A 21,224-nucleotide genomic window follows, 5' to 3' on the forward strand; every position below is an offset into this window, starting at 1 on the left:
GATGAGCCAGGGTTCCGCGGCACACGCGCGCGAGGTCGCATTGGCGTCCGGCGACACGGTCGTCCTGTCCTGGGCGGGTGCGACCGACACCGGTCGTCGGAGGGAGAACAACCAGGACTCGCTCCTGGCCGAGTTCCCCCTGTTCGTCGTCGCGGACGGCATGGGCGGCCACGCGGGCGGCGAGATCGCGAGTCAACGCACGATCGCCCGCCTCGAGGAGGCCGTCGCCGCGGGCGAGATCACGACGCAGACGATCGAGGCGGCACTGGTCGCCGCGGTGCAGGACATCACCGCTCACCCTGACACCACCGATGAGGGCACCGGGACGACGCTGACCGGTGTGTTCTTCACCCTCGTCGCCGACGACGCGCGCTGGGTGTCGCTGAACATCGGCGACTCCCGGGTGTACCTGCTCCGCGAYGGCGTGCTCAACCAGGTCACGACGGACCACTCCGTCGTCCAGGAGCTGATCACCGCGGGCCGGCTCAGCCCCGAGGAGGCCGAAGGGCATCCGTACAGCAACGTGATCACTCGTGCCGTGGGCGTCAGCGAGGCGCTGCCGCCGGACTACCGTGAGTTCAGCGTGCAGGACGGCGACCGGTTCGTGATCTGCTCCGACGGGCTCACCAAAGAGCTCACCGACTACGGGATTCAGCACTTCCTCGGGCTCAACCCGACGGCCGACGCCGCGGTCGACGCGATGCTCTCCGCTGCGCTGGAGAACGGCGGGCGCGACAACGTCACGGTCATCGTGGTGGACGCGCGGCGCAGCTCGAGCGACGACGGATCCTCCTCCACAGCCCCGATCCCCGTCGGGTAGTGCACCGGTTGCGCTGAGCCGGTCCCACCGCGGGATGGTTCGCGGTGGGATGGCGGGATGGATCCCCTCGAGACGATCGTCCTCCCCGCTGTCGCCGCGCCCCCGCCGCGCGGCTCGCTCCCTCTGCTGGCCGCGATCGTGCCGGTGGTCTCGGGCGTCGTGCTCTTCGCGGTCACCGGCTCGCCGCTGTCTCTGTGCTTCGCGGCGCTCGGACCGGTCATGATCCTCGGCTCGTTCGTGGACGGCGTGCGGCAGCGGCGGCGCGCCGCCCGCGTCGCACGGACCGATGAGGCGCGGGCGTGGGCGCAGGTCGAACAGGTCGTGGCCGAGCACGAGGCGGCCGAGCGCGGGCGTCGGCTGCGGGCGACGCCGGATGCCGCCGCGTGCCTGGCGGATCCGCCGACGCGCCCGGTCGCCCTCGCGGAGACCGTGGAGATCGCGGCGGGTCGCGGGGAGGGGATCTCGTCGCTGAGGTTCAGCGGCGGGGGAGAGCGGGCTGACGCTTACCGCGCCCAGCATCGCCATCTGCCGGGTGTGCCGGTGCCGGTGCGCCTCTCCGACGGCCTCTGTGTGCGAGGGCCCGCGCCGATCGCCCTGGCCGTGGCGAGAGCGCTGGCGCTGCAGCTGTGTCTTCGGCACGCGAGTGGCGCGGTCCGCCTTGAAGGCGATGGCGTCGCGGCGCTCGGGCTGGGCGGACTGCCGCAGGCACGTCCGGCCTCGCACGACGCGAGCATCGTGCACGTCGGCGTGCAGCGGACCGCGCCGTCCGGGCACCGGCTCTGCCTGCTCCCTCCGGGAACGCCGCCGCCCGCGGGCTACCACGCGATGCTCGACGTCGTCGAGCCGGCATCCGCCCTGCTGACCACTTCCGAGGGCACCCGCGGCTGCCGGGCGGAGGGCATCTCGCGCGACCAGGCGGTGGCGATCGTGCAGCACCTGACGCGGGAACAGGGGGAGGAGGAGGGGATCCCTGTGGCGGTGGCGCTGAGCGAGGTGCTCCCGTCCGCGTCGGGCGAGGAGGCGGACGGCATCGCCGGGACGCATCCGGAGATGTCGGAGGGTCTGTGGGCAGGGATCGGGCGGGATGCCGCAGGGCCCGTCGCGCTCGACCTCGTCGGCGAGGGTCCGCATGCGCTCGTGACCGGCGTCACCGGAGCGGGCAAGAGCGAGCTCCTCGTGAGCTGGGTCGCCGCGCTCGCCGCCACGTACTCCGCGGAGCAGGTGGGATTCGTGCTGGCCGACTTCAAGGGCGGCACGGCCTTCGAGCGACTGCGCGCTCTGCCGCACGTCGCCGCCGTGATCACCGATCTCGGCGCCGCGGAGGCCGAGCGCGGCGTGCGGAGTCTGCGGGCCGAACTGCGGCGCAGGGAGGGYGTCCTCGCGAGAATCGGCGCACGCAGCGTCGCCGAGACCGGGGGAGCGCTGGGCCGGCTGGTGATCGTCGTCGACGAGTTCGCGGCGCTGCTGCAGGAGCATCCGGACCTGGCAGCCGTGTTCACCGATATCGCCGCCCGGGGGAGGGCGCTCGGTGTGCACCTGATCCTCGGCACGCAGCGCGCCACCGGGGTGATCCGCGACGCACTCGCGGCGAACTGCCCGCTGCGCATCGCGCTGCGCGTCACGGATCCGGTGGACAGCAGGGCCATGATCGGCAGCGACGCCGCGGCCGCGCTGCCGGGCGATGCCGGAGGGCGCGGACTGGCGTACCTCCGCCGCCCTCAGGACGCAGCGCCTGTGGTGTTCCGCGTCGCACGGACCGGTGCAGAGGAGCTCGCGGCGCTCGCGACCCGCTGGCCCGGCGCAACGCGGGCGCAGAGTCCCTGGCAGCCGCCCCTGCCGAGGCGGCTGCACCGAGTCGACCTTCCGTCGGCTCCGCACGGGGACATCGTGCTCGGGCTCGCGGACGAGCCGGAGCAGCAGCGGCAGGTGCTGCGCTCCCTCCGGCTCGGCGAGGACCGAGGGCTCACGGTGTTCGGCGGGCCGGGCTCCGGGAAGAGCAGCGTCCTGCGGGCGGCGGTGGAGCAGGCGCCGGACGGGATGCTGCTGCCTGCGGATACCGAGCAGGCGTGGTCTGTGATCGACGAGATCGCGGAAGGGCACCGCCCGGTGCCGTCACTCCTGGCGGTGGACGACGTCGAACGGCACCTCGCGGCCTTCCCGCTCGAGTACGCCTCGGCCTGGACGGAGCGCCTGCAGCGAGTGATCCGTCTCGCCGCGGAGCGCGGGGGCACGGTGCTGCTCAGCGCCTCACGGTGCACGGGGCAGCTCTCGGCCCTCGCGGATCTGCTGCCGGAACGGGCTCTGCTGCGCGCTGCGAGCCGCACAGAGCACCTCACGGCCGGGGGAGAGCCAGGCTCGTACGATCCCGACCGTCCGCCGGGGCGCGCTCGGCTGAGCGGCGCGGAGGTGCAGTTCGCGCTGCCGGAGGCGGAGGCCGCCGACGCCGCGCCTCCGGCGTCGCGTCGCAGGGGCGCATCCGTGCGCGTGGACACACCGCGGTGGGAGCCGCGGGCGTCGCTGGTCGGCGTGGTGAGCACGGCGCCGTCGCGCACGGCGGAGACGCTCGCCGCGCGATTCGGGCGCGCCGCCGTGCAGGTGCTCGGAGAAGGCGGCCCGGTGACGCTGCCGGACGGTGCAGGGCAGGTCGGGGCGGCGGCGGAGGTGGCGCGGATCCGTGCGGACGGTGGGACCGGCGCGGGACGAGAGCGGTCCGCGCACCGGGTACGGGAGCTCTGTGGCCTTCTCATGCTGGTCGGCGACGCCGATGCCTGGCAGCGGCAGTATGCGCTCTGGCAGCGGGTCGCCCGCACCGGCGAGGTCGTGGTGCTCGCCGAGGCCGCCCGCGACCTGCGCGTGCTCGCCGGGGTGCGCGAACTGCCGCCCTATGCGGCGCTGCATGCAGGGCGGGCCTGGACCATCGATCCGGACGGTCGGCCGTCCAGGGTGATCCTGCCCGCCCCGCAGGGCAACCTCAGCCCAGCAGTTCGTCCAGCGGCGTGAGGGGCAGATCGTGCGCGGTGGCCACGCCGGCGTTGGCGACCTTGCCGCCGGTCACGTTGAGACCGCCGGCCAGGGCGGCATCTGCGCGCAGCGCCGCCTGCCAGCCGCGTCCCGCGATCTGTCGCACGTACGGCAGCGTCGCGTTGGTGAGCGCCGACGTGGACGTGTTCGGCACAGCGCCCGGCATGTTCGCCACGCAGTAGAACACCGTGTCGTGCACGCGGAACGTGGGATCGTCGTGCGTCGTCGGGTGCGTGTCCTCGAAACAGCCGCCCTGGTCCACCGCGATGTCCACGAGGACGCTGCCCGGGCGCATCTCGGCCACCATGTCGTTCGTGACCAGCTTCGGCGCCTTCGCACCAGGGATCAGCACCGATCCGATGACGAGGTCCGAGTTCACGACGGCACGGCGCAGGTCGAGCGGGTTCGACGCCGCGGTCTTCACCCGGCCTCCGAAGAAGTCGTCCAGGTAGCGCAGTCGCGCGATGTTGGTGTCGAAGATGGTCACATCCGCGCCCATCCCCGCTGCGATCACGGCCGCGTTCGCGCCCGCGACGCCGCCGCCGATCACCGTGACGGTGGCGGGACGGGTGCCGGGAACGCCCGACATCAGCAGGCCGAGGCCGCCGTGCGACCGCATCAGGGTGTTCGCGCCGACCAGCGGCGCGAGGCGGCCCGCGACCTCGCTCATCGGGGCGAGCAGCGGCAGCGCGCCGGAGGCCAGCTGCACGGTCTCGTAGGCGATCGCGGTCATGCCCGACTCGGCGAGCCGGTCGGTGAGCGCGCGGTCGGCGGCGAGGTGCAGGTACGTGAACAGCACCAGATCGCTGCGGAAGCGGTGGTACTCGCTGGCGATCGGTTCCTTCACCTTCAGCACCAGCTCGGCGCGGGCCCAGACCTCGTCGGCGTCATCGAGCAGCGTCGCTCCCGCCTCCAGATAGTCGGCATCAGACATCGAGGAGCCGGCGCCTGCGCCGGACTGCACGAAGACGTCATGACCGGCCTGCACGAGGTCATGCACGCCCGCGGGCGTGAGGGCGACGCGGAACTCGTTGTTCTTCACCTCGCTGGGGACAGAGATCCTCATCGTGGCTCCTTTCCTTCCCAGTGACGGGTACGGCCCCTTCTGAGGGCGCTAGATTCCGGCGCCGGGGCGGATGGCCCCCACGCCGCTGCCGCCTCCGAGGACGGCAAGTGGAAGGGCCGAGGCGAGGCTGTCCACCTGCGCGTCGGTCAGCGCGCCCGCACGGGCGAGCAGAGTGGCGGCGACGATCGTCGCCGCGCGGCCGGAGCCGTCGAGCATCTTCAGGGCGACCGTGGCGCCGTTCGGGGCCACCATCACCATCACGCCCTCCGCGCCGTGCTTCGCGAACACGCCGAGCTTCTCGATCGCGATGGTGTCCGGGCGCCCAGGGCCCTCGATCGTCCACGGATTCTCCCGCACCGTGCGCACCAGCGCGCCGGCGACCCGGTGCAGCGCGAACGGCGAGCGCTCCGAGGCGGTGCCGATGCGGTGCAGGGCCCTGGCGAGCCCGGTGAGCGTGATCGCGTGCACGGGCGCGCCGCAGCCGTCGATGGCCGTGGCCGCGACGCGCTCACCGCTGAGTCGCTCTACGACGTCCTTGATGTGCACTTGCAGAGGGTGATCCAGATCGAGGTAGCCGGCGGTCGGCCAGTCGTTCGCGATGCAGGCGCGCAGCATCGTGGCGTGCTTGCCCGAGCAGTTCATCCGGATGCGCGCCTTGCCGGCGTGATCGCGTACGAGCTCGTCCCTGGTGGCCGAATCGCCGGGCCAGTCCTCAGGGCAGCCCAGGTCGTCCTCGGTGAGGCCCCCGGCCGCGAGCACTTCGCGCACGACGGCGACGTGCCGGTCGGTGCCGATGTGGCTCGCCGTCGCGAGGCCCAGCTGCTCGCCCTCGAGCGGGGCGCCGGCCGTCAGGCACGCGATGGCCTGCAGCGGCTTGAGGCTGGAGCGGGGCAGCACCAGTGCATCGGAGTTGCCGTGACGGACTACGACCTCGCCCTCCGGCGAGAGCACGACCGCGGCGCCGATGTGGCGGGATTCGATGAATCCGTTCCGTTCGACGACGGCGAGTTCCACGGCATCCTGGACGGTCAGAGTCTGCACCACGAGTGCCAGCCTAGTGGGCGCGCACACCGCCGACGGCGCATTTCGGCCGGGGCGAGCGGGATCCTGGCACGATGGATCCATGACCCTCGGCACGCATCGCTACGCTCTCCGCACGACCTGGACCGGGAACAGGGGCAGCGGCACCTCGGGCTATCGCGATTACGACCGCGCGAGCACGGTCAGCGTCGAGGGCAAGCCGGATCTGCTGGCCTCCTCCGACAAGCCGTTCCGAGGCGATCCCACCCGCTGGAACCCTGAGGACATGCTGCTCGCGGCACTCAGCGAGTGCCACCTGTTGAGCTACCTGCACGCCTGCGTGACGGCGGGGGTCGTCGTCGTCGACTACCGCGACGAGGCCACCGGCACGATGCAGGAGGACGGGCGCGGCGGCGGCGCGTTCACCGAAGTGACGCTGCATCCGGTGGTGACGGTCGCCGACGAGTCCATGCGTGCGGCCGCCGAGGCCGCGCATGCGCAGGCCAACGCCTGGTGCTTCATCGCGAACTCGGTGTCGTTCCCCGTGCACCACGAGGCCACGATCCTGGTCGCGGACCCGGCCGCCACCCGGGTGTGACCCGCGCGGTCAGCGCCGCTCGTGGGGCAGGGCCTGCTTGATCTTCTCGATCGCGCCCTGTGCCGGGACTTCGTTGTAGACGCCGGCGAGCTCCTGCTCGCTCAGCGCGTGGATCGCCGTCATGATCTCGTCGGTCGCGCCGCGGCGGGCGCGGCCGGAGTTCGCGGTGCCGTGGTGCGAGAGGTCCAGCGGCTCGCCGAAGCGGATCGTGACCTTCGAGCCGATCTTCGGCATCTTGGCGCCCACGGGCATCGCCTTGTCGGTGCCGATCACGCCGACCGGCACGACCTTCGCGCCCGTCTGCAGTGCGAGGAAGGCAACCCCCGTGCGTCCCTTGTAGAGGCGGCCGTCGGTCGACCGCGTGCCCTCGGGGTACAGGGCGACGGCGAGCCCCTGATCCAGCAGCTTCCGCTGCGCGTCCAGCGCGTCCAGTGCCGCCTGCCCCGCGCCCCGGCGCACCGGGATCGCGCCGACCGCGCGCATGAAGTTCGCCACGAAGCGGCCCTTGAGGCTCGTGCCTTCGAAGTAGCTCGACTTCGCGAGGAAATGCACGCGCCGGGGGGCCGCGACGGGGATCGCGATCGAGTCGATGAAGGAGAGGTGGTTCGACGCGATGATGATCGGGCCGTCCATCGGCACGTTCGCGCGGCCCTCGATGCGAGGGCGGTAGATGAACCGCGTGAGCGGGATCAGGATCATCCGGCCGAGCAGATAGGTCGCGCCGGCCCGATGCACCTCTTCGTCTTCGGCCTGGTGCTGATCCGCGACGGCTTCGTCGCGGGCCGCAGACGCTGCGGGTTCGGGTTCCGGGGTCACCAGACAAGGCTAGATCAGGATCCATTCCGTGATCGGAATGAGCACGCGACGCGGAGCGGCGAGGCGGGTCGCCCTGCCTCCCAGCGGCGGCAAAGCCCGATAGGGCAGGATGGGCGGGTTCGTCTCTACGTCTCGAGGTCCTCCGTGCGCATCCGCCTTGCCGCTGCTCTCTCCGCCGTCGCAGCGACGGCTCTCCTGCTCTCCGGCTGCGCCGGAGCCGGGAACCCCTCCGCGTCACCGTCTCCGTCTGCATCGTCCTCATGCCTGCTCAACGCCAAGCCGGGCAAGACCTCGGACGCCGTCAAGGTCGATGGCGAGGGCAAGGACCTGAAGGTCACGGTGCCGTCCGGATCCGACATCGACGCCGCCACCTCCGTCGAACGCACGATCCTGAAGAAGGGCGACGGCAAGAACGTCGTCGCCGGGGACCTCGTGTCGGTGCAGTACCGGATCGTCGGCGCCGCCGACAACGCCGCCCTGGACTCGAGCGAGCGGGGCACGGATGATCAGCTCCCCGTCCTCCTCGACCCGAAGCAGCAGTCGCTGTTCGTCGCGGCGCTGGAATGCCAGCCGCTCGGATCCTCCGTCGTCCTCGCCGTGCCGGGCAAGCTCCTCGGCCAGGGGCAGCCGTCCGTCGTCGTCTACGCGCAGTCCACGAAGAAGCTCTCGACCGTCGCCGACGGCAAGGCGGTCGCCCCCGTCGCCGGGATGCCGACCGTGAAGCTCGCCAAAGACGGCGCGCCCGACATCACGATCCCCAAGTCCGACCCGCCGACGGAGACGAAGATCGCCGACCTCAAGCAGGGTGACGGGCCGACCGTGGGAAGCGGCGACTACGTGATCGTGCAGTACCGCGGCGTGACCTGGGCCGACGGCAAGGAATTCGACTCCAGCTGGAAGCGGGGGACGCCGGCACAGTTCCAGACCACCGGCGTGGTGACCGGCTTCAAGAAGGCGCTCGAGGGCCAGAAGGTGGGCTCGCAGGTGCTCGTCGTGATCCCGCCGGCCGACGGCTACGGGGCCCAGGCTTCCGGATCGATCCCCGCCAACTCGACGCTGGTGTTCGTGATCGACATCCTCGGCACGCTGCCGTCGGCGGCCCCCGCTCAGTGAGCTGAGCGCTTCCTGACGCTGATCGGGGCCCGCCCACGTCGCTGACGTGGCGGGCCCCGATCCGCGCGACGGGACACGGCCTAGGCTGAGGCCATGCGTCGCGTCCTCATCCTCGGCTCCACCGGCTCCATCGGCACTCAGGCCCTCGACGTGATCCGGTCCCATCCGGATCGTTTCGAACTGGTCGGCCTCGCCGCGGGCACGCAGGCGGATCTGCTGGAGCAGCAGGCCGAGGAATTCGGCGTGGACGACACGGCGCTCGGCGCCGCCGAGGCCGAGCAGCTGGTCCGCGACGTCGAGGCCGATGTGGTGCTCAACGCGATCACCGGATCCATCGGGCTCGGGTCGACCCTCGCCGCCCTGAAGGCCGGCCGCACCCTGGCGCTCGCCAACAAGGAGTCGCTGATCGTCGGCGGCTCCCTCGTCGCCGCGCTCGCCGCGCCGGGTCAGATCGTGCCCGTCGATTCCGAGCACTCCGCGCTCGCGCAGGCGCTGCGGTCCGGGACGAAGCAGGAGGTCCGCCGGCTCGTCGTGACCGCGTCCGGAGGGCCCTTCCGGGGCCGGTCCCGGGAGGAGATGGCCGCGGTCACCCCCGCGGAGGCGCTCGCGCATCCCACGTGGGACATGGGACGCATGGTCACGACCAACTCGGCGACGCTCGTGAACAAGGGCCTCGAGGTCATCGAGGCGCACCTGCTGTTCGATGTGGACTATGAGCGGATCGAGGTCGTCGTGCATCCGCAGTCGATCGTGCACTCGATGGTGGAGTTCGTAGACGGATCCACGATCGCGCAGGCCTCCCCGCCCGACATGCGCCTGCCCATCTCGCTGGGCCTGGACTGGCCGAACCGCGTGGGCGGCGTGGGGCGGCCGATCGACTGGACCAAGGCGGCGAGCTGGACCTTCGAGCCGCTCGACAACGCGGCCTTCCCGTCGGTCGCGCTGGCGAAGCATGTCGGTCGGGCCGCGCGCACCTTCCCGGCCGTCTACAACGCCGCGAACGAGCAGGCCGTGAACGCGTTCCACGAGGGGCGGCTGAGCTTCCTCGCCATCGTCGACACCATCGAGCGCGTCGTCGACGCCCACGAGCCGCCCGACGAGCTCACGGTCGAGTCGCTGGCCGCCGCCGAGGCCTGGGCGCGCGCCACCGCCGACCGGATGATCGCCGCGCAGGGCTGATCCGCCGGGCCGGACCGGGTGGATCCTGGCGAGTGCACAGGTCCGGCACGGCCGTTTCCTAGCCCGGCACCGGTAACGTAGCGGGGTGGAGATCCTGTTATACATCGGCGGCCTGCTGTTCGTGCTGGTCGGGCTCGGTGTCTCGATCGCCCTGCACGAGCTCGGGCACCTTATTCCCGCCAAGCTGTTCGGCGTGCACGTCGGCCAGTACATGATCGGCTTCGGGCCGCGCCTGTTCTCGAAGAAGATCGGCGAGACGGAGTACGGCGTCAAGGCGCTGCCTATCGGCGGCTTCATCTCCATGTCCGGCATGTACCCGCCCTCACCCGGCGATCAGGGCGAGAGCGGCGGGCGGAGTCGTTCGCGCGGCGCCTTCCGCAGCCTCATCCAGGACGCGAGGGCTGCGAACGACGAGACCATCGAGCCTGAGCGCGCGAGTCGCGTCTTCTACCTGCTGCCGGTGTGGAAGCGGGTCGTCGTCATGTTCGGCGGCCCGTTCATGAACCTGGTGCTCGCGGTCGTGACGTTCACGGTGCTGCTGAGCGGAATCGGACTTCAGCAGGGCACGACCACGATCGCGTCGGTCTCGGAGTGCGTGCTGCCGGCGGGATCCACCCAGACCTCGTGCTCCGCATCGGACCCGGTGGCCCCCGCGGCACAGGCCGGAGTCAAGCCGGGGGACAGGATCGTCTCGGTCGACGGGAAGGACGTCAGCACCTTCGCCGAGGCCAGCGCGATCATCCAGGCCTCGCCCGGCAAGGCCCTCCCGCTCGTCGTCGAGCGGGGCGGATCCCGGCTCACGCTGCAGCTGACCCCTGTCGCCGCCCAGCGGCAGGAGGCGGACGGCAACGGGCGCGCGGTCGTCGACGACAAGGGCAACGCCGTGATGCACACGGTCGGCTACGCCGGAGTCGGCGCTCAGCTCGCCTACGTGCAGCAGCCGGTGTCCGCCGGGTTCGATCAGGCGATGGCGAACACCGGAGCCGTCGTGCAGCTCATCGGCAACCTGCCGGTGCGGCTGTGGGACGTCGGCGTCTCACTGGTCACCGGCACTCCGCGGGATCCGAACGGCCCGCTCAGCGTGATCGGGGTCGGCCGCATCGCCGGCGAGGTGGCCGCAGCCGACGCTCCGCTGCTGAACCGCTTCGCCGTGCTGCTGAGCCTCATGGGGTCGCTGAACATCGCGCTGTTCGTGTTCAACCTGATCCCGCTGCTGCCCTTGGACGGCGGCCACATCGTGGTCGCGTTGTGGGATGGGCTGAAGCGCGCCTGGGCCAAGGTGTTCCGGCGCCCGAAGCCCAAGCCCGTCGACGCCACCCGGCTCGTGCCGTTGACGATCGTCGTGGCGGCGCTGCTGGTCGGCATGGGCGGCCTGCTGCTCGTCGCCGACCTGTTCCACCCGGTGACGATCGGCTGAGCGTTCAGTTCAGGGCGTGCTCGACCAGGCGCTGCAGCGTCGTCATCCCGTCGCGGGACAGGATCGACTCCAGGTGGCCCTGCACCGAGGCGAAAGCCGGGCCGCGCAGCGCGTAGACGTCGCCGGATACCGCGTCGGCGGACACCTCGGCGACGCCGGCTTCCGTCGTACCGGGTGAGACGCGCGCCGTGAACGTGTTGTAGAAGCCGATCGAGGCGTCCTCGCCGAACACCGGCACCGCCTTCTGCAGGCCCTGATGCGGGCTGGCGAGCGGGGCCAGCTCGATCCCGAGCGAGTCCGCGAGGATCTGGTGGCTGAGGCACACGGCGAGCAGCGGGCGCGCCGTCTCGCGGCGGCGTGCAACAAGGTCGCGCATCCGGGCGATGCGGGGGGAGGAACCGTCCCTGGGATCGCCGGGGCCGGGGCCCGCGATGAGCAGGTCCGCCGCGTCGATCTCGGCATCGTCGGCCTCGGCCCACGGCAGGATCCGCACGTCGAGTCCGAGATGGCGCAGCTGGTGCGCGAGCATGGTCGTGAAACGGTCCTCCGCGTCCACGACCACGGCCGTGCGTCCGGCGAAGGGTGCGGCGGCCGACGCCTGGGTGCCGCCGTCCTGGGGGTTGATCCAGAACTCGGCGAGGCGGGCGTTGCGGGAGGCCAGCAGCGCCTGGATCGCCGGATCGTCGGCCGGGGTCGCGCCCGATCCGGGCGCATCGGCGTCCTCGCGGGCCTCGGCAGCGGTGTCGCGCGCGACAGCGCCGATCGCGCCCAGCACGCCCGCGGCTTTGCCGTGGGTCTCGCCGACCTCGCCGGCCGGATCGGAGTGGCGCACGAGGGTGGCGCCGACCGGCACGCTCACCTCACCGTCCTTGAGATACACCGTCCGGATGAGGATCGGCGCGTCCAGGTCGTGGCCGCCTGTGTCGTTCGGCGTGAAGAGCGCCGCCACGCCGGAGTAGTAGCCACGAGGCTTGCGCTCGTGTCGGCGGATCACCGTGCACGCGTTTTGCATCGGGGAACCGGTCACGGTCGGCGCGAACATGGTCTCGCGCAGGATGTCGCGCGGGTCCAGCCGGCTGCTGCCGCGCAGCATGTACTCGGTGTGCGTGAGCCGCGACATCTGCTTGAGGTGCGGGCCGGTGATCCGCCCGCCGTCGGAGCAGACCGCGCTCATCATCTTCAGCTCCTCATCGACCACCATGAACAGTTCCTCGGTCTCCTTGGTCGAGGAGAGGAACTCGCCGAGCGCCGCGGTGGTCGATCCGCCCGCCGGGTGGCGGAACGTGCCGGAGATGGGGTTCATCGTCACGACGCCGCCCCGGGCGACGACGTGCGCCTCGGGGCTCGCGCCGACCGCGACCACGCCGGGGGTCACCACCGCGAACGTCCAGTACGCGCCGCGCTCGTGCTCGAGCAGCGCCCGGAACCAGGTGAGTGCCGCCGTGCGCTCCGCCCCGGGCACGGTCGTGTCGATGCGGGCGATGTAGTCGCGGCGGATCACGAAGTTCGCGCCCTCGCCGCGCCCGATCTCGTCGGCGATCACGCGCTCGACGATCGCGGCGTAGTCCTCGTCGCTGAGGTCGAAGCCACCGTCATGCAGCGGGATCGGATCCGCAGGCAGCGCCGCGCGCACCTCGTCCGCGGGCAGGTGCAGGTGCTCGTCGACGATCAGGCAGCGCAGCGGCGCGCCGTCGTCCTGCGCCTCGAAGCCGCGCTCGCGCACCTGGCGGTAGGGGACGAGGGCGAACACCTCGCGGCGCTCGCCCCCTGTGCCCAGGGGGATGTCGGCGAGGTTCGTCACATCGACGATCTCGCCGGTGAGCAGCTCGACGCTGTCCGAGTCTTCGCGGGCGAGCAGGACGAACGACGAATCGAGGGCGTGGATCCGGTCGGCGGTGGTCATTGAAGGTGCTCCTGAATGAGGGATCCGACGCGGCAGAAATGACAAGACCGCCCCGGAAGGCGGTCTGGATCGTGGGTCGCGAACTCTCCGCCTAACGGGCGGGCCACCAAGTGCGGTTCGCGGACATGCGCCGAAACTACCACACGGATCCCGTCCAGCTGCGCACGGGTACCCTGGATGACGTGCCAGCTGTGAACCTGGGTATGCCCCGGATCCCCGACGTCCTCGCCCCGCGACGCAAGAGCCGCCAGATCAAGGTCGGCAAGGTGCTCGTCGGCGGTGGTGCTCCCGTGAGCGTGCAGTCGATGACGACCACGAAGACCACCGACATCAACGGGACGCTGCAGCAGATCGCCGAACTCACGGCCTCCGGCTGCGAGATCGTGCGGGTCGCTGTGCCGTCTCAGGATGATGCCGACGTGCTGCACATCATCGCGAAGAAGAGCCAGATCCCGGTCATCGCGGACATCCATTTCCAGCCGAAGTACGTGTTCCAGGCGATCGACGCCGGCTGTGCGGCGGTGCGCGTGAACCCGGGCAACATCCGCAAGTTCGACGACCAGGTGGGCGCGATCGCGATGGCCGCGAAGGCTGCGGGCGTCTCGCTGCGCATCGGCGTGAACGCGGGCTCGCTCGACCCGCGCCTGCTCGAGAAGTACGGCAAGGCCACCCCCGAGGCGCTCGCCGAGAGCGCGCGCTGGGAGGCGTCGCTGTTCGAGGAGCACGACTTCCACGACTTCAAGATCTCGGTCAAGCACAACGACCCCGTCGTCATGGTGAAGGCCTACCGGCTGCTCGCCGCGATGGGCGACTGGCCGCTGCACCTCGGCGTGACCGAGGCGGGACCCGCCTTCCAAGGCACGATCAAGTCGGCGACCGCCTTCGGAATCCTGCTCGGCGAGGGTATCGGCGACACGATCCGCGTCTCGCTGTCCGCCCCTCCGGCCGAGGAGGTCAAGGTCGGCCACCAGATCCTGCAGTCACTGAACCTGCGCGAGCGCAAGCTCGAAATCGTGTCGTGCCCGTCGTGCGGGCGGGCGCAGGTCGATGTCTACACGCTCGCCGAGGACGTCACGGAGGGGCTCAAGGACATGACCGTGCCGCTGCGTGTGGCCGTCATGGGCTGTGTCGTGAACGGTCCGGGCGAGGCTCGCGAGGCGGACCTGGGTGTCGCGTCCGGCAACGGCAAGGGGCAGATCTTCGTCAAGGGCGAGGTCATCAAGACCGTGCCGGAGGAGGACATCGTCGCGACCCTCATCGAGGAGGCGAACCGACTCGCCGACGAGATGGGTCCGAACGCGCCGCTCGGTACTGCGCAGGTCCTCACCAGCTGAGGGTCCGCGAGTCGGAGTAAGACCTTACTGAGGAGGAATCATGAGCGAACTTCCCGCCGCTGTGCAGCGGATGATCGACGCCATCAACGATGCCGACACCGAGGCGTTCGTCGCCGCGTTCACGCCAGACGGCTTTGTCAGCGACTGGGGCAACGTCAAGGCCGGCCCCGAGGGCGTGCGTGGCTGGGCGGGGTCGGACGCGATCGGCGCCGGCGCCCGCATGACTGTCCTGTCCGCGGACACCGAAGGTGACACGACCCGGATCCGCTTCGGCTGGCGCAGCAGCGTCTTCAACGGCGAGTCGGACGGGATCTTCGTGGTCTCCGGCGACCGCCTGGCGAGCTTCACCATCCCGCCGGCGCACTGACGTCGGCATCCTTCTCGTCGCCTTGTCTGGAGTCTCCGTGCCGCACAGCACCGTCGTCACCTTCCCCTCGGGGTCCCTCGTCGAGTCGGCGCGCGTCGTGGGCGTGCACCCGGCGGAGGACGGTGCGGTCGTCGTGCTGGATCGGACGCCGTTCCACCCTGTCGACCACACCTGGCCGGACCAGCCGGGGGATCGGGGTGCGCTTCGCCTGGACGACGTGGAGGTCGCGGTCACCGAGGCGGTCATGGCGGCGGTGAGCGATGAAGGCGAGGTCGCGGTCGGCGCGGACATCCCCGTCAAGCGCGGTGCGGAGGGCTGGACCTGGCTCGTCGGGCATCGCGTCGAGGCGGTTCCTTCGGCGCTCGCCGCTGGCGCGGCGGCCGAGGCCACGGTCGACGCGGAGCACCGTGCAGGGCTGAGCCGCGGGCACACCGCTTGTCACCTCGCCTCGCTGGCTCTGGATCTCGCGGTCGCCGATCTGTGGCGCAAGGATCCCGGATCCGACGCGCTCGGCACCCCCGACTTCGAGGGCCGGGCGAACCAGACGAGCCTCATTCACGAGAACGGCTCGGTCGACGAGTACCGGCTCGGCAAGAGCCTGCGCAAGGCGGGCTTCGACACCGAGGGTTTCGCCGCGTCGGTGGCCGAACGCGAGAGGCGCATCAACGCACAGCTTGCGGCGTGGGTGGCATCCGGCGCATCGAGCCGGATCGAGGTGGACGGCGAGACGATCGTGGATCGCCGTCGCTGGGTGTGCGGGCTGCCCGAGGGCACCGCGTCGATCCTCTGCGGCGGCACGCACGTGTCGTCGCTCGCAGAGTTCGCGTCGATCAGGGTGTCGCTGGATCTGTCCGATCCGCAGCTGCTCGTGATGACGACGTCGGCCGTGCAGGCCTAGCGTCGGACGGGTCCATGACGATCTGCGAAGTCCCGGCCGTTCCCGGGGTGCATCCGGCGCTGGCCGGCAGATTCAGCCCGGTGGGCTTCGACCCGGAGTTCGAGATCAGCGCCGCGCACGTCGATTCGCTGCTGGACGCCGCGCGGATGGCGCCGTCCGCGGGGAACGGCCAGCCCTGGATGTTCCTCATCGCGCGTCGGGGCGATGAGATCCACCAGCGGCTCGTGCCGTATCTCGCCCGGAGCTCGTCGATGTGGGCCCCCGACGCGTCACTCCTGGTGGTGAACTGCGCGCATGTGCTGGTCGAGGGGACCGCCGACTGGGAGTACTCGGAATTCGCTCGCTACGACCTCGGCCAGGCCGTCGCCCACATGACGATCCAGGGCCTTCATCTCGGACTCGACGCTCACCAGTTCCGGGCATTCGATCGCGACGGGCTCGCGGCCGAGTTCCAGATCCCGCCCCATTGGGAGGTCACTTCCATGACCGCGTTCGGTCGCGCCTCCCACGAGCCAGGGGATGTCTCTTCCGCGGGCACGAGCCGCGAGCGGGTCGGTCGCGACGAGATCACCTGGGCTCGCGACTGACGCTTTCCGCGATCCCGTCATGCCGCCGTCCGGAATCGCTTCCGCCATGGCTGCACTCCCGCCCAGGCGTATCGGAGGGCAGGTCGGGGCGGGAGCGCGAAGGTCTGCCCGCGAGGGTGATGAAGGACGAAGTCTTCCTTCTCGTGGCGGGTGATCCGCCAGCCGCCATGGTGCAGTTGCATGTGATGGAACCTGCACAGCAGGATGCCGCGGTCGATGTCGGTCCGCCCGTCATCGCGGACCCACTCATCGATGTGGTGCGCTTCGCCGAAGGACGAAGGACGGTCGCAGCCCGTCCATCGGCATCCACCGTCTCGGACGGCGAGTGCGACACGCTGCTTGGGCGTGAAGAGGCGGTGTTCACGGCCGACGTCGAGCGGGTTCCCGCGAGAGTCGACCGTGACCGTGACGGCGCCGACATCGCATCTCTGCTGCTCTGCGACTGCCGCGGGGAAGGTGTGCAGATGTTCCTCCGCATGTGCGATCGGATCCGCGATGCCGTCGCCGTTCACGACCTGGACGATGCGGACCCCCGCGCGCCGCGCGCCGAACACGGCCGGGGCGTCGGCGAGCGCCCCCGTGCGGAGCAGGTCGAGGAACAGGTCGTAGGTGAGCTGGTCGTTCGTGCGAGGGTCGTCGGTCAGAGCCTGCGCGCGGGCCTTCTCCTCGGCATCGACGAACCGGGCACCGCCGGTGCGCGGGCGCATGGCGTTGGCGATGATCGTGGTCGCCCACGCGTAGCCCTCGTCATCGAAGTCGATCGCGCCCCGCTTGTGCCCATCGGCGGTGGTCCACACGCGGAACGAGCGCCGCGAGTACCTTTCCCGGAAGCGTCGGGCCGCGCCGTCGGGGTCGAGTCGGTCGCGTATCGCGCGAGCCGCAGCGCTCAGCATCTCGGCAGAGTCGTGAGCCGCCGCATCGATGAGCTGATCGGCGGCGACCTCCCACAACTCGCGCATGAGCGCGTCGCGCTCCGTCGCGTCGTGTCCCTCCGTCAGTTCCTCGGCGAGGGGAGGGTCTGCGAGCCCCTGACGGATGGCGTCGTGCTGCGCCGAGGTGAGCCGCCCATCGAGAAGGGCGCGATCGAGTCCGGTGTGCCAGGGCGCGACCGGCTTCTCCGCGCGATTCGACTCGCCATCCGAAGGCGAATCGCCGACGGCCGGGTCTGAAGAGACCGTCGTCGCCGAGGCGAGGAGCGACTCGCCGATCCGCACCTGCCGGCTGGCCTCGGCTCTCGTCGATCCCGTGATCTCCTGAACGAGGGAGGCGACGTTCCTGTGTCCGCGGGACTGCGCCAGCCCGGCCTGCCCCGCCTCGCGGGAGGAACGGGCCGCGATCACGCCGGTGGCCGCCGCGCGGACCCTCTCCTCGCTCTTGACCAGCGCTGTCGCCGCCGTGATCGCATCGACCGCTTGTGCGTCGTCGAGTCCCTCGATGAGAGGGACGAGATCGGTCGACTCGAGAGCGTCACCGAGCAGCGCGCGCAGGGTCTGAACCTGTGCTTCGATGTCGGTGAAAAGTTCCATGCTCGATTCTCTCGTCCACCACGGACATTCCGCGGGACGATCCAGGATCCGGGAAGAAATTCGAGCGAGGGCGGGCTGTGCGGATCGTCAGCGCACGTAGCCTTCGTGGATGCGGCCTCCGGCGAGGTCGAGCTCGTACTCGATCTGAGCCGCGAACGATGCGGGATCGCCGGTCAGCAGCGGTGCGGAGAGCAGCGCCGCTCGCTGTGGATCGAAGTCGCGGAAGCGGCGCGGCAGCCACTTGCCCGATGCGATCCATCGTCCATTCGTGAGGAGGATCAGCTCGGCGGTCCGATCGAATAGTGCTGCGGCGAGCTGATGACGCTCCAGTGGATCGCGGGCATCACGGTAGTCGTCGAGCAGATCGGTGATGACGTAGCGGCGCGTCGCGGACTCGGCATCGCTCACCGTCGGGCCGGCACTGAGCACAGAAGCCCAGCGCTCGCGCAGCGACGTCAGTTCTGGACCGGTTCGCAACGGCAACCCCTCCATCAGCATGTGCACGATCACCGGTCGATGCTGGGCGACGCCTCGTCGCGCCCATTCCTCGAACCCGGAAGGTGTGTAGGCGAACACCTCGACGGCCTCGCCCTCGAAGCCATAGGTCGCGGCATGACTTGACGGTCCGGTCGCGGCACGGGCATCCGCGAAGAGGTCTTCTCCGATGAGCAGCAGATCGAGGTCGCTCGTCGGCGTGCGCGTGCCTCGTACCGTGCTTCCGGCGAGCACTGCGGTCGTCGCGGCAGGGAAGTAAGCAGCGACGAATCGCTCGGCGAGGGCGAGGTGATGCATCGGCTCAGCGTAGCTTCGGGATCACCGGCGACGGCGTTGCGGCCTTCCGTCGCCGGGGTGTCGCGCCCGGCGCAGCTGCGGATCGATGGCCCGCCCGATCACCACATCGCGCGCAGGACGCGCTCGGCGTCCGCGGGAGAGAGGCCGTCGCGTCGGGCTGCGGCAGCGAGAGCGCGCGCCGCCTCGGCGACCGCCCGCGAGACGGGGGTCGCAGACCGGCTCACGCGCGTACCGGCGCCTGTGCGGGAGACCACGAGGCCCTCTTCCTCGAGCTGCTTGTATGCTCTGGCCACGGTGCCGGGGGCGACGCCGAGATCGGATGCGAGTTGGCGCACTGACGGCAGCCGTTCATCCGCGGCGAGGCGGCCGCTCGTGATCAGTCCACGAAGCTGGCCGTGCACCTGCTCGGCGGGCGTGCCGCCGGTGGCGGAGAGGGTGATGATCATGGCGCGAAGGACGGGGACGGCGAGATCCGGCGCGCGGGCGTCGGGACGGCGCTGAGAGCGATGAGGAGCCAGAGCCCGAGCCCGACGGCCTCGGCCAGGGGAGAGGCCCACGCGAAGATGGGTTCCATGGCGGCCAGCGGGCTGGGGATGGTGATCGTCCCCTCGCGAGTGGACAGCAGCTCCGAGGCGGTGGTGGCAGCGCCTCGCAGCTGGTTGAGGACGAAGCCGAGGTGGACGAGCATCGCACCCAGCGCGGCTCGACCGACGTTCTCGGCGCGAAGGCGTCGAAGGGCGGCGTCCTCTTCGACCGATGCGTCCCAGGCGCGGCGAGGGATCGACCACCACGCGATCGCCGTGACTGCGAGGAGCAGGGCGAGAGCGATCATTGCAGGCACCGAGTAGTACCAGCCGTAGGCGCCGAATCCCGAGCGGGCGCCGTTCGTGCCGATCGCCTCCCAACGCTGTGTGTAGCGACCCGCGCCGTCGGGTCGGGAGGGGGCTCCCAACGCGATCGTCAGTGCGAGGACGAGCGCACCGACCGCCAGGAGTCCGGCGATCCACCATCCGCCGAGGAACGTACGCAGGGTGCGCGGCGAGATGTCCGCCGAGGTCGATCGAGCGCCCCGAGGAAAGCGCACCGCCAGCAGCAGGACGGTCACGATGCCGAGGGCAAACGGAAGGACGGCCCTGAATCGCTCCAGCTCATAGCCGTCCTGCACGGATGTCGAGGGGGAGGACCACCAGATGATGAGGCGGGCGACGAGGAACGCGATCACCGGGACGGCGCCCGCGAGCACGGTCGTGGTCATCGTGGCGCGACCGTACCGGGGCAGGTTCCGCATCCACACGAGGCGGGCAACGAGCGCGCCCGCGAGGCCTGCCGCGGCAGGGCCGTAGACCAGGAGCACTGCGATCCACATGGGCACCTCCTATGTATCAATCGACTGGTACATAATGTATCTGTCGAGTGGTACATCGGCAACGGTCAGCGCCGATCCAGCCCCCGGTCGTCGATCCAGGTCCGCCAGGGCGTCACCGACCGGACGAAGGCCACCGCGTCGAACGCGTCGCGCGCGCGGCCCGGCTGGATCACGTCGCCGTTGTGCCACCCGGTCGTGAGGTCGAGCGCGATGGCGGCCGCTTCAGGCGCGGTGCGCAGGTCGATGACCGCGTCGCCGATCCCTGAGCGCTCGAGCGTCGCATCCAGGCTGGACGGCTCGAGCGAGGCGAGCGGTGCGATGAAAGGGCGGGAATGCCCCGGGGGGTCGGCGGGGCCGGGGCGGTGCAGCCATTGCTCACCGCCGCCGAACGCCGTCCCGATCACCACGAGGTCTTCGCCGAGCCGATCGGCGAGGTGGCCCCCCAGGGTCGTCATCGGATCCGGGACGAACGGGGGAGCGGAGAACGGGGTGCGCTGCACATGCCCGTTGGCCGCCGCGACCACGATGCGCGGCTCCCGCTGCAGGATCCACTCCACCGTGTCGGCCATCCATGCGTCGCGGATGTTCGCGGCGGGCCAGGTACGGGTAGGACCTGCGGTCATCGCCTGGAGGAAGGCGTCGGCCGCGCGGGCGCTCTCGGCGGCGCGGATCGCGAAGTCCACCCGCTCCTCGGCGAGTGCATCACCGGGGAGCGCCGCGATCTCCTCGCGCCGCCGCGCGCGGATCCGTGCGGCGAGGTCGGCGATGCCGACGGTGATGACCGCACGATCGGGTGCGGGCAGCGCCAGATACGCCTGGATGGAGGGTGCGGCCTGCGCCAGGCCCGTGCGATCGTCGGGGAGATATCCGAACAGCGGCAGCAGCGTCGTGCGGATGTGCGCGGCGTAGCGCGGATCCGCCTCGTCGAGCACATCGAGCGCGGCGAGGATCCCTGGCAGCGCGCTCGCCGAGGAGTCGGGCAGATCCATCCCGTACCAGCGCGGGGTGGCGCGCCCTGTCGCGGTGCGCTCACGCATCCAGGTGAGCTGGTCGAGCATCTCCTGGCAGGCCCCGAAACGGTACGAGACCCCGTCCCGCAGGGCGGCCCGCAGGCCGCCGTGCCCGGTGCGGATCCACTCGTCGACGAGTCTTCCCTCCGGCAGTCCGCTCTCGGTCACGAGGGCCGTGAACCCGGCGCGCCGATGCAGGAACCGGAACACCCGATGGCGCAGTGCGAAGAACTCGTGCACGCGGTGCATCGACTCACCGATCGCGACGACGCGGGCATCGCCCACGATGCCGAGAAGCGGCTCGAGGTCCGAATCGTCGTCCTGATCCGGGTCGAGCGTGCGCAGACGATGCGCATGGCTGCGGAGCCACGCGGTCACGGCGTCTGCGGAG

19 protein-coding genes are annotated in these 21,224 nt (G+C 70.9%); 10 read left to right on the forward strand and 9 right to left on the reverse strand.

The features are described 5' to 3' along the window. Position 1: 1 nt before the first annotated feature. Positions 2-820 (forward strand): PP2C family protein-serine/threonine phosphatase, encoded by an 819-nt coding sequence (locus AC1DG4_RS15390; protein ID WP_477380907.1) that lies wholly within the window; start codon positions 2-4, stop codon positions 818-820. Between the two features lie 57 nt (positions 821-877). After that, a complete protein-coding gene (locus tag AC1DG4_RS15395; RefSeq protein WP_477380906.1) occupies positions 878-3,820 on the forward strand; it encodes an FtsK/SpoIIIE domain-containing protein in 2,943 nt (980 codons plus the stop codon). On the opposite strand, the gene ald is transcribed toward AC1DG4_RS15395, so the two are convergent. Then, on the reverse strand, positions 3,792-4,907 hold the full coding sequence (gene ald, locus AC1DG4_RS15400) for an alanine dehydrogenase (protein WP_477380904.1): 1,116 nt from the start codon (positions 4,905-4,907) through the stop codon (positions 3,792-3,794). The genes AC1DG4_RS15395 and ald overlap by 29 nt on opposite strands. Before the next feature lie 48 nt (positions 4,908-4,955). Next, positions 4,956-5,951, reverse strand: coding sequence for an asparaginase (locus AC1DG4_RS15405; protein ID WP_477420377.1), 996 nt, complete (start codon positions 5,949-5,951; stop codon positions 4,956-4,958). Positions 5,952-6,030: 79 nt separating this feature from the next. Between AC1DG4_RS15405 and AC1DG4_RS15410 the strand changes: the two genes are divergently transcribed. After that, positions 6,031-6,525, forward strand: coding sequence for an OsmC family protein (locus AC1DG4_RS15410; protein ID WP_477380900.1), 495 nt, complete (start codon positions 6,031-6,033; stop codon positions 6,523-6,525). A 9-nt stretch (positions 6,526-6,534) separates the two neighbouring features. Here the strand turns inward: AC1DG4_RS15410 and AC1DG4_RS15415 are convergent, their stop codons facing one another. After that, a complete protein-coding gene (locus AC1DG4_RS15415) occupies positions 6,535-7,224 on the reverse strand; it encodes a lysophospholipid acyltransferase family protein (RefSeq protein ID WP_477380980.1) in 690 nt (229 codons plus the stop codon). A 261-nt stretch (positions 7,225-7,485) separates the two neighbouring features. Between AC1DG4_RS15415 and AC1DG4_RS15420 the strand changes: the two genes are divergently transcribed. The 3 genes from AC1DG4_RS15420 (at position 7,486) to AC1DG4_RS15430 (ending at position 11,050) form a co-directional block, all read left to right on the forward strand. Further along, a complete protein-coding gene (locus tag AC1DG4_RS15420) occupies positions 7,486-8,454 on the forward strand; it encodes an FKBP-type peptidyl-prolyl cis-trans isomerase (protein ID WP_477380898.1) in 969 nt (322 codons plus the stop codon). Between the two features lie 93 nt (positions 8,455-8,547). Then, positions 8,548-9,633, forward strand: coding sequence for a 1-deoxy-D-xylulose-5-phosphate reductoisomerase (gene dxr, locus AC1DG4_RS15425; protein WP_477380896.1), 1,086 nt, complete (start codon positions 8,548-8,550; stop codon positions 9,631-9,633). Between the two features lie 85 nt (positions 9,634-9,718). Beyond that, positions 9,719-11,050 (forward strand): M50 family metallopeptidase, encoded by a 1,332-nt coding sequence (locus AC1DG4_RS15430; RefSeq protein ID WP_477380894.1) that lies wholly within the window; start codon positions 9,719-9,721, stop codon positions 11,048-11,050. Between the two features lie 4 nt (positions 11,051-11,054). On the opposite strand, the gene AC1DG4_RS15435 is transcribed toward AC1DG4_RS15430, so the two are convergent. Continuing rightward, a complete protein-coding gene (locus AC1DG4_RS15435) occupies positions 11,055-12,953 on the reverse strand; it encodes a chorismate-binding protein (protein WP_477380893.1) in 1,899 nt (632 codons plus the stop codon). Positions 12,954-13,135: 182 nt separating this feature from the next. Here AC1DG4_RS15435 and ispG point away from each other — a divergent pair, with 182 nt between their 5' ends. Genes ispG through AC1DG4_RS15455 form a run of 4 tightly spaced genes read left to right on the forward strand, consistent with a single transcriptional unit; the run spans position 13,136 to position 16,139 of the window. Further along, positions 13,136-14,287 (forward strand): flavodoxin-dependent (E)-4-hydroxy-3-methylbut-2-enyl-diphosphate synthase, encoded by a 1,152-nt coding sequence (gene ispG / locus AC1DG4_RS15440; protein ID WP_477380891.1) that lies wholly within the window; start codon positions 13,136-13,138, stop codon positions 14,285-14,287. 40 nt (positions 14,288-14,327) lie between these two features. Beyond that, entirely contained in the window at positions 14,328-14,654 is a 327-nt protein-coding gene (locus AC1DG4_RS15445; RefSeq protein ID WP_477380889.1) for a nuclear transport factor 2 family protein, read from the forward strand. A 37-nt stretch (positions 14,655-14,691) separates the two neighbouring features. After that, positions 14,692-15,552 (forward strand): alanyl-tRNA editing protein, encoded by an 861-nt coding sequence (locus AC1DG4_RS15450; protein ID WP_477380887.1) that lies wholly within the window; start codon positions 14,692-14,694, stop codon positions 15,550-15,552. 14 nt (positions 15,553-15,566) lie between these two features. Then, positions 15,567-16,139, forward strand: coding sequence for a nitroreductase family protein (locus AC1DG4_RS15455; protein ID WP_477380885.1), 573 nt, complete (start codon positions 15,567-15,569; stop codon positions 16,137-16,139). 17 nt (positions 16,140-16,156) lie between these two features. Here AC1DG4_RS15455 and AC1DG4_RS15460 read toward each other — a convergent pair whose 3' ends face one another. The 5 genes from AC1DG4_RS15460 to AC1DG4_RS15480 all read right to left on the reverse strand — a co-directional run bounded on the left by AC1DG4_RS15460 (position 16,157) and on the right by AC1DG4_RS15480 (position 21,211). Beyond that, positions 16,157-17,665: an HNH endonuclease signature motif containing protein gene (locus AC1DG4_RS15460; RefSeq protein WP_477380883.1), complete on the reverse strand. Its 1,509-nt coding sequence runs from the start codon at positions 17,663-17,665 to the stop codon at positions 16,157-16,159. Positions 17,666-17,752: 87 nt separating this feature from the next. Continuing rightward, positions 17,753-18,457, reverse strand: a complete 705-nt coding sequence (locus AC1DG4_RS15465) for a nucleotidyltransferase domain-containing protein (RefSeq protein WP_477380881.1) — start codon at positions 18,455-18,457, stop codon at positions 17,753-17,755. Between the two features lie 98 nt (positions 18,458-18,555). Then, complete coding sequence (locus tag AC1DG4_RS15470) at positions 18,556-18,903, reverse strand: GntR family transcriptional regulator (protein ID WP_477380879.1); 348 nt, start codon at positions 18,901-18,903, stop codon at positions 18,556-18,558. Beyond that, complete coding sequence (locus tag AC1DG4_RS15475; RefSeq protein ID WP_477380877.1) at positions 18,900-19,823, reverse strand: hypothetical protein; 924 nt, start codon at positions 19,821-19,823, stop codon at positions 18,900-18,902. Before AC1DG4_RS15475 ends, AC1DG4_RS15470 begins: the two co-directional genes overlap by 4 nt. 65 nt (positions 19,824-19,888) lie before the next feature. Further along, on the reverse strand, positions 19,889-21,211 hold the full coding sequence (locus AC1DG4_RS15480) for an erythromycin esterase family protein (RefSeq protein ID WP_477380875.1): 1,323 nt from the start codon (positions 21,209-21,211) through the stop codon (positions 19,889-19,891). Between the last annotated feature and the right edge of the window lie 13 nt (positions 21,212-21,224).

It is taken from the genome of Microbacterium sp. 05N427, assembly GCF_056397105.1.

Excerpts from the sequence above, each read along its gene's own strand:
- ald (WP_477380904.1), bottom strand. The coding sequence starts at position 4,907 with ATGAGGATCTCTGTCCCCAGCGAGGTGAAGAACAACGAGTTCCGCGTC.
- AC1DG4_RS15410 (WP_477380900.1), top strand. The coding sequence starts at position 6,031 with ATGACCCTCGGCACGCATCGCTACGCTCTCCGCACGACCTGGACCGGG.
- AC1DG4_RS15415 (WP_477380980.1), bottom strand. The coding sequence starts at position 7,224 with ATGATCCTGATCCCGCTCACGCGGTTCATCTACCGCCCTCGCATCGAG.
- dxr (WP_477380896.1), top strand. The coding sequence starts at position 8,548 with ATGCGTCGCGTCCTCATCCTCGGCTCCACCGGCTCCATCGGCACTCAG.
- AC1DG4_RS15435 (WP_477380893.1), bottom strand. The coding sequence starts at position 12,953 with ATGACCACCGCCGACCGGATCCACGCCCTCGATTCGTCGTTCGTCCTG.
- AC1DG4_RS15445 (WP_477380889.1), top strand. The coding sequence starts at position 14,328 with ATGAGCGAACTTCCCGCCGCTGTGCAGCGGATGATCGACGCCATCAAC.
- AC1DG4_RS15455 (WP_477380885.1), top strand. The coding sequence starts at position 15,567 with ATGACGATCTGCGAAGTCCCGGCCGTTCCCGGGGTGCATCCGGCGCTG.
- AC1DG4_RS15460 (WP_477380883.1), bottom strand. The coding sequence starts at position 17,665 with ATGGAACTTTTCACCGACATCGAAGCACAGGTTCAGACCCTGCGCGCG.
- AC1DG4_RS15465 (WP_477380881.1), bottom strand. The coding sequence starts at position 18,457 with ATGCATCACCTCGCCCTCGCCGAGCGATTCGTCGCTGCTTACTTCCCT.
- AC1DG4_RS15470 (WP_477380879.1), bottom strand. The coding sequence starts at position 18,903 with ATGATCATCACCCTCTCCGCCACCGGCGGCACGCCCGCCGAGCAGGTG.
- AC1DG4_RS15475 (WP_477380877.1), bottom strand. The coding sequence starts at position 19,823 with ATGTGGATCGCAGTGCTCCTGGTCTACGGCCCTGCCGCGGCAGGCCTC.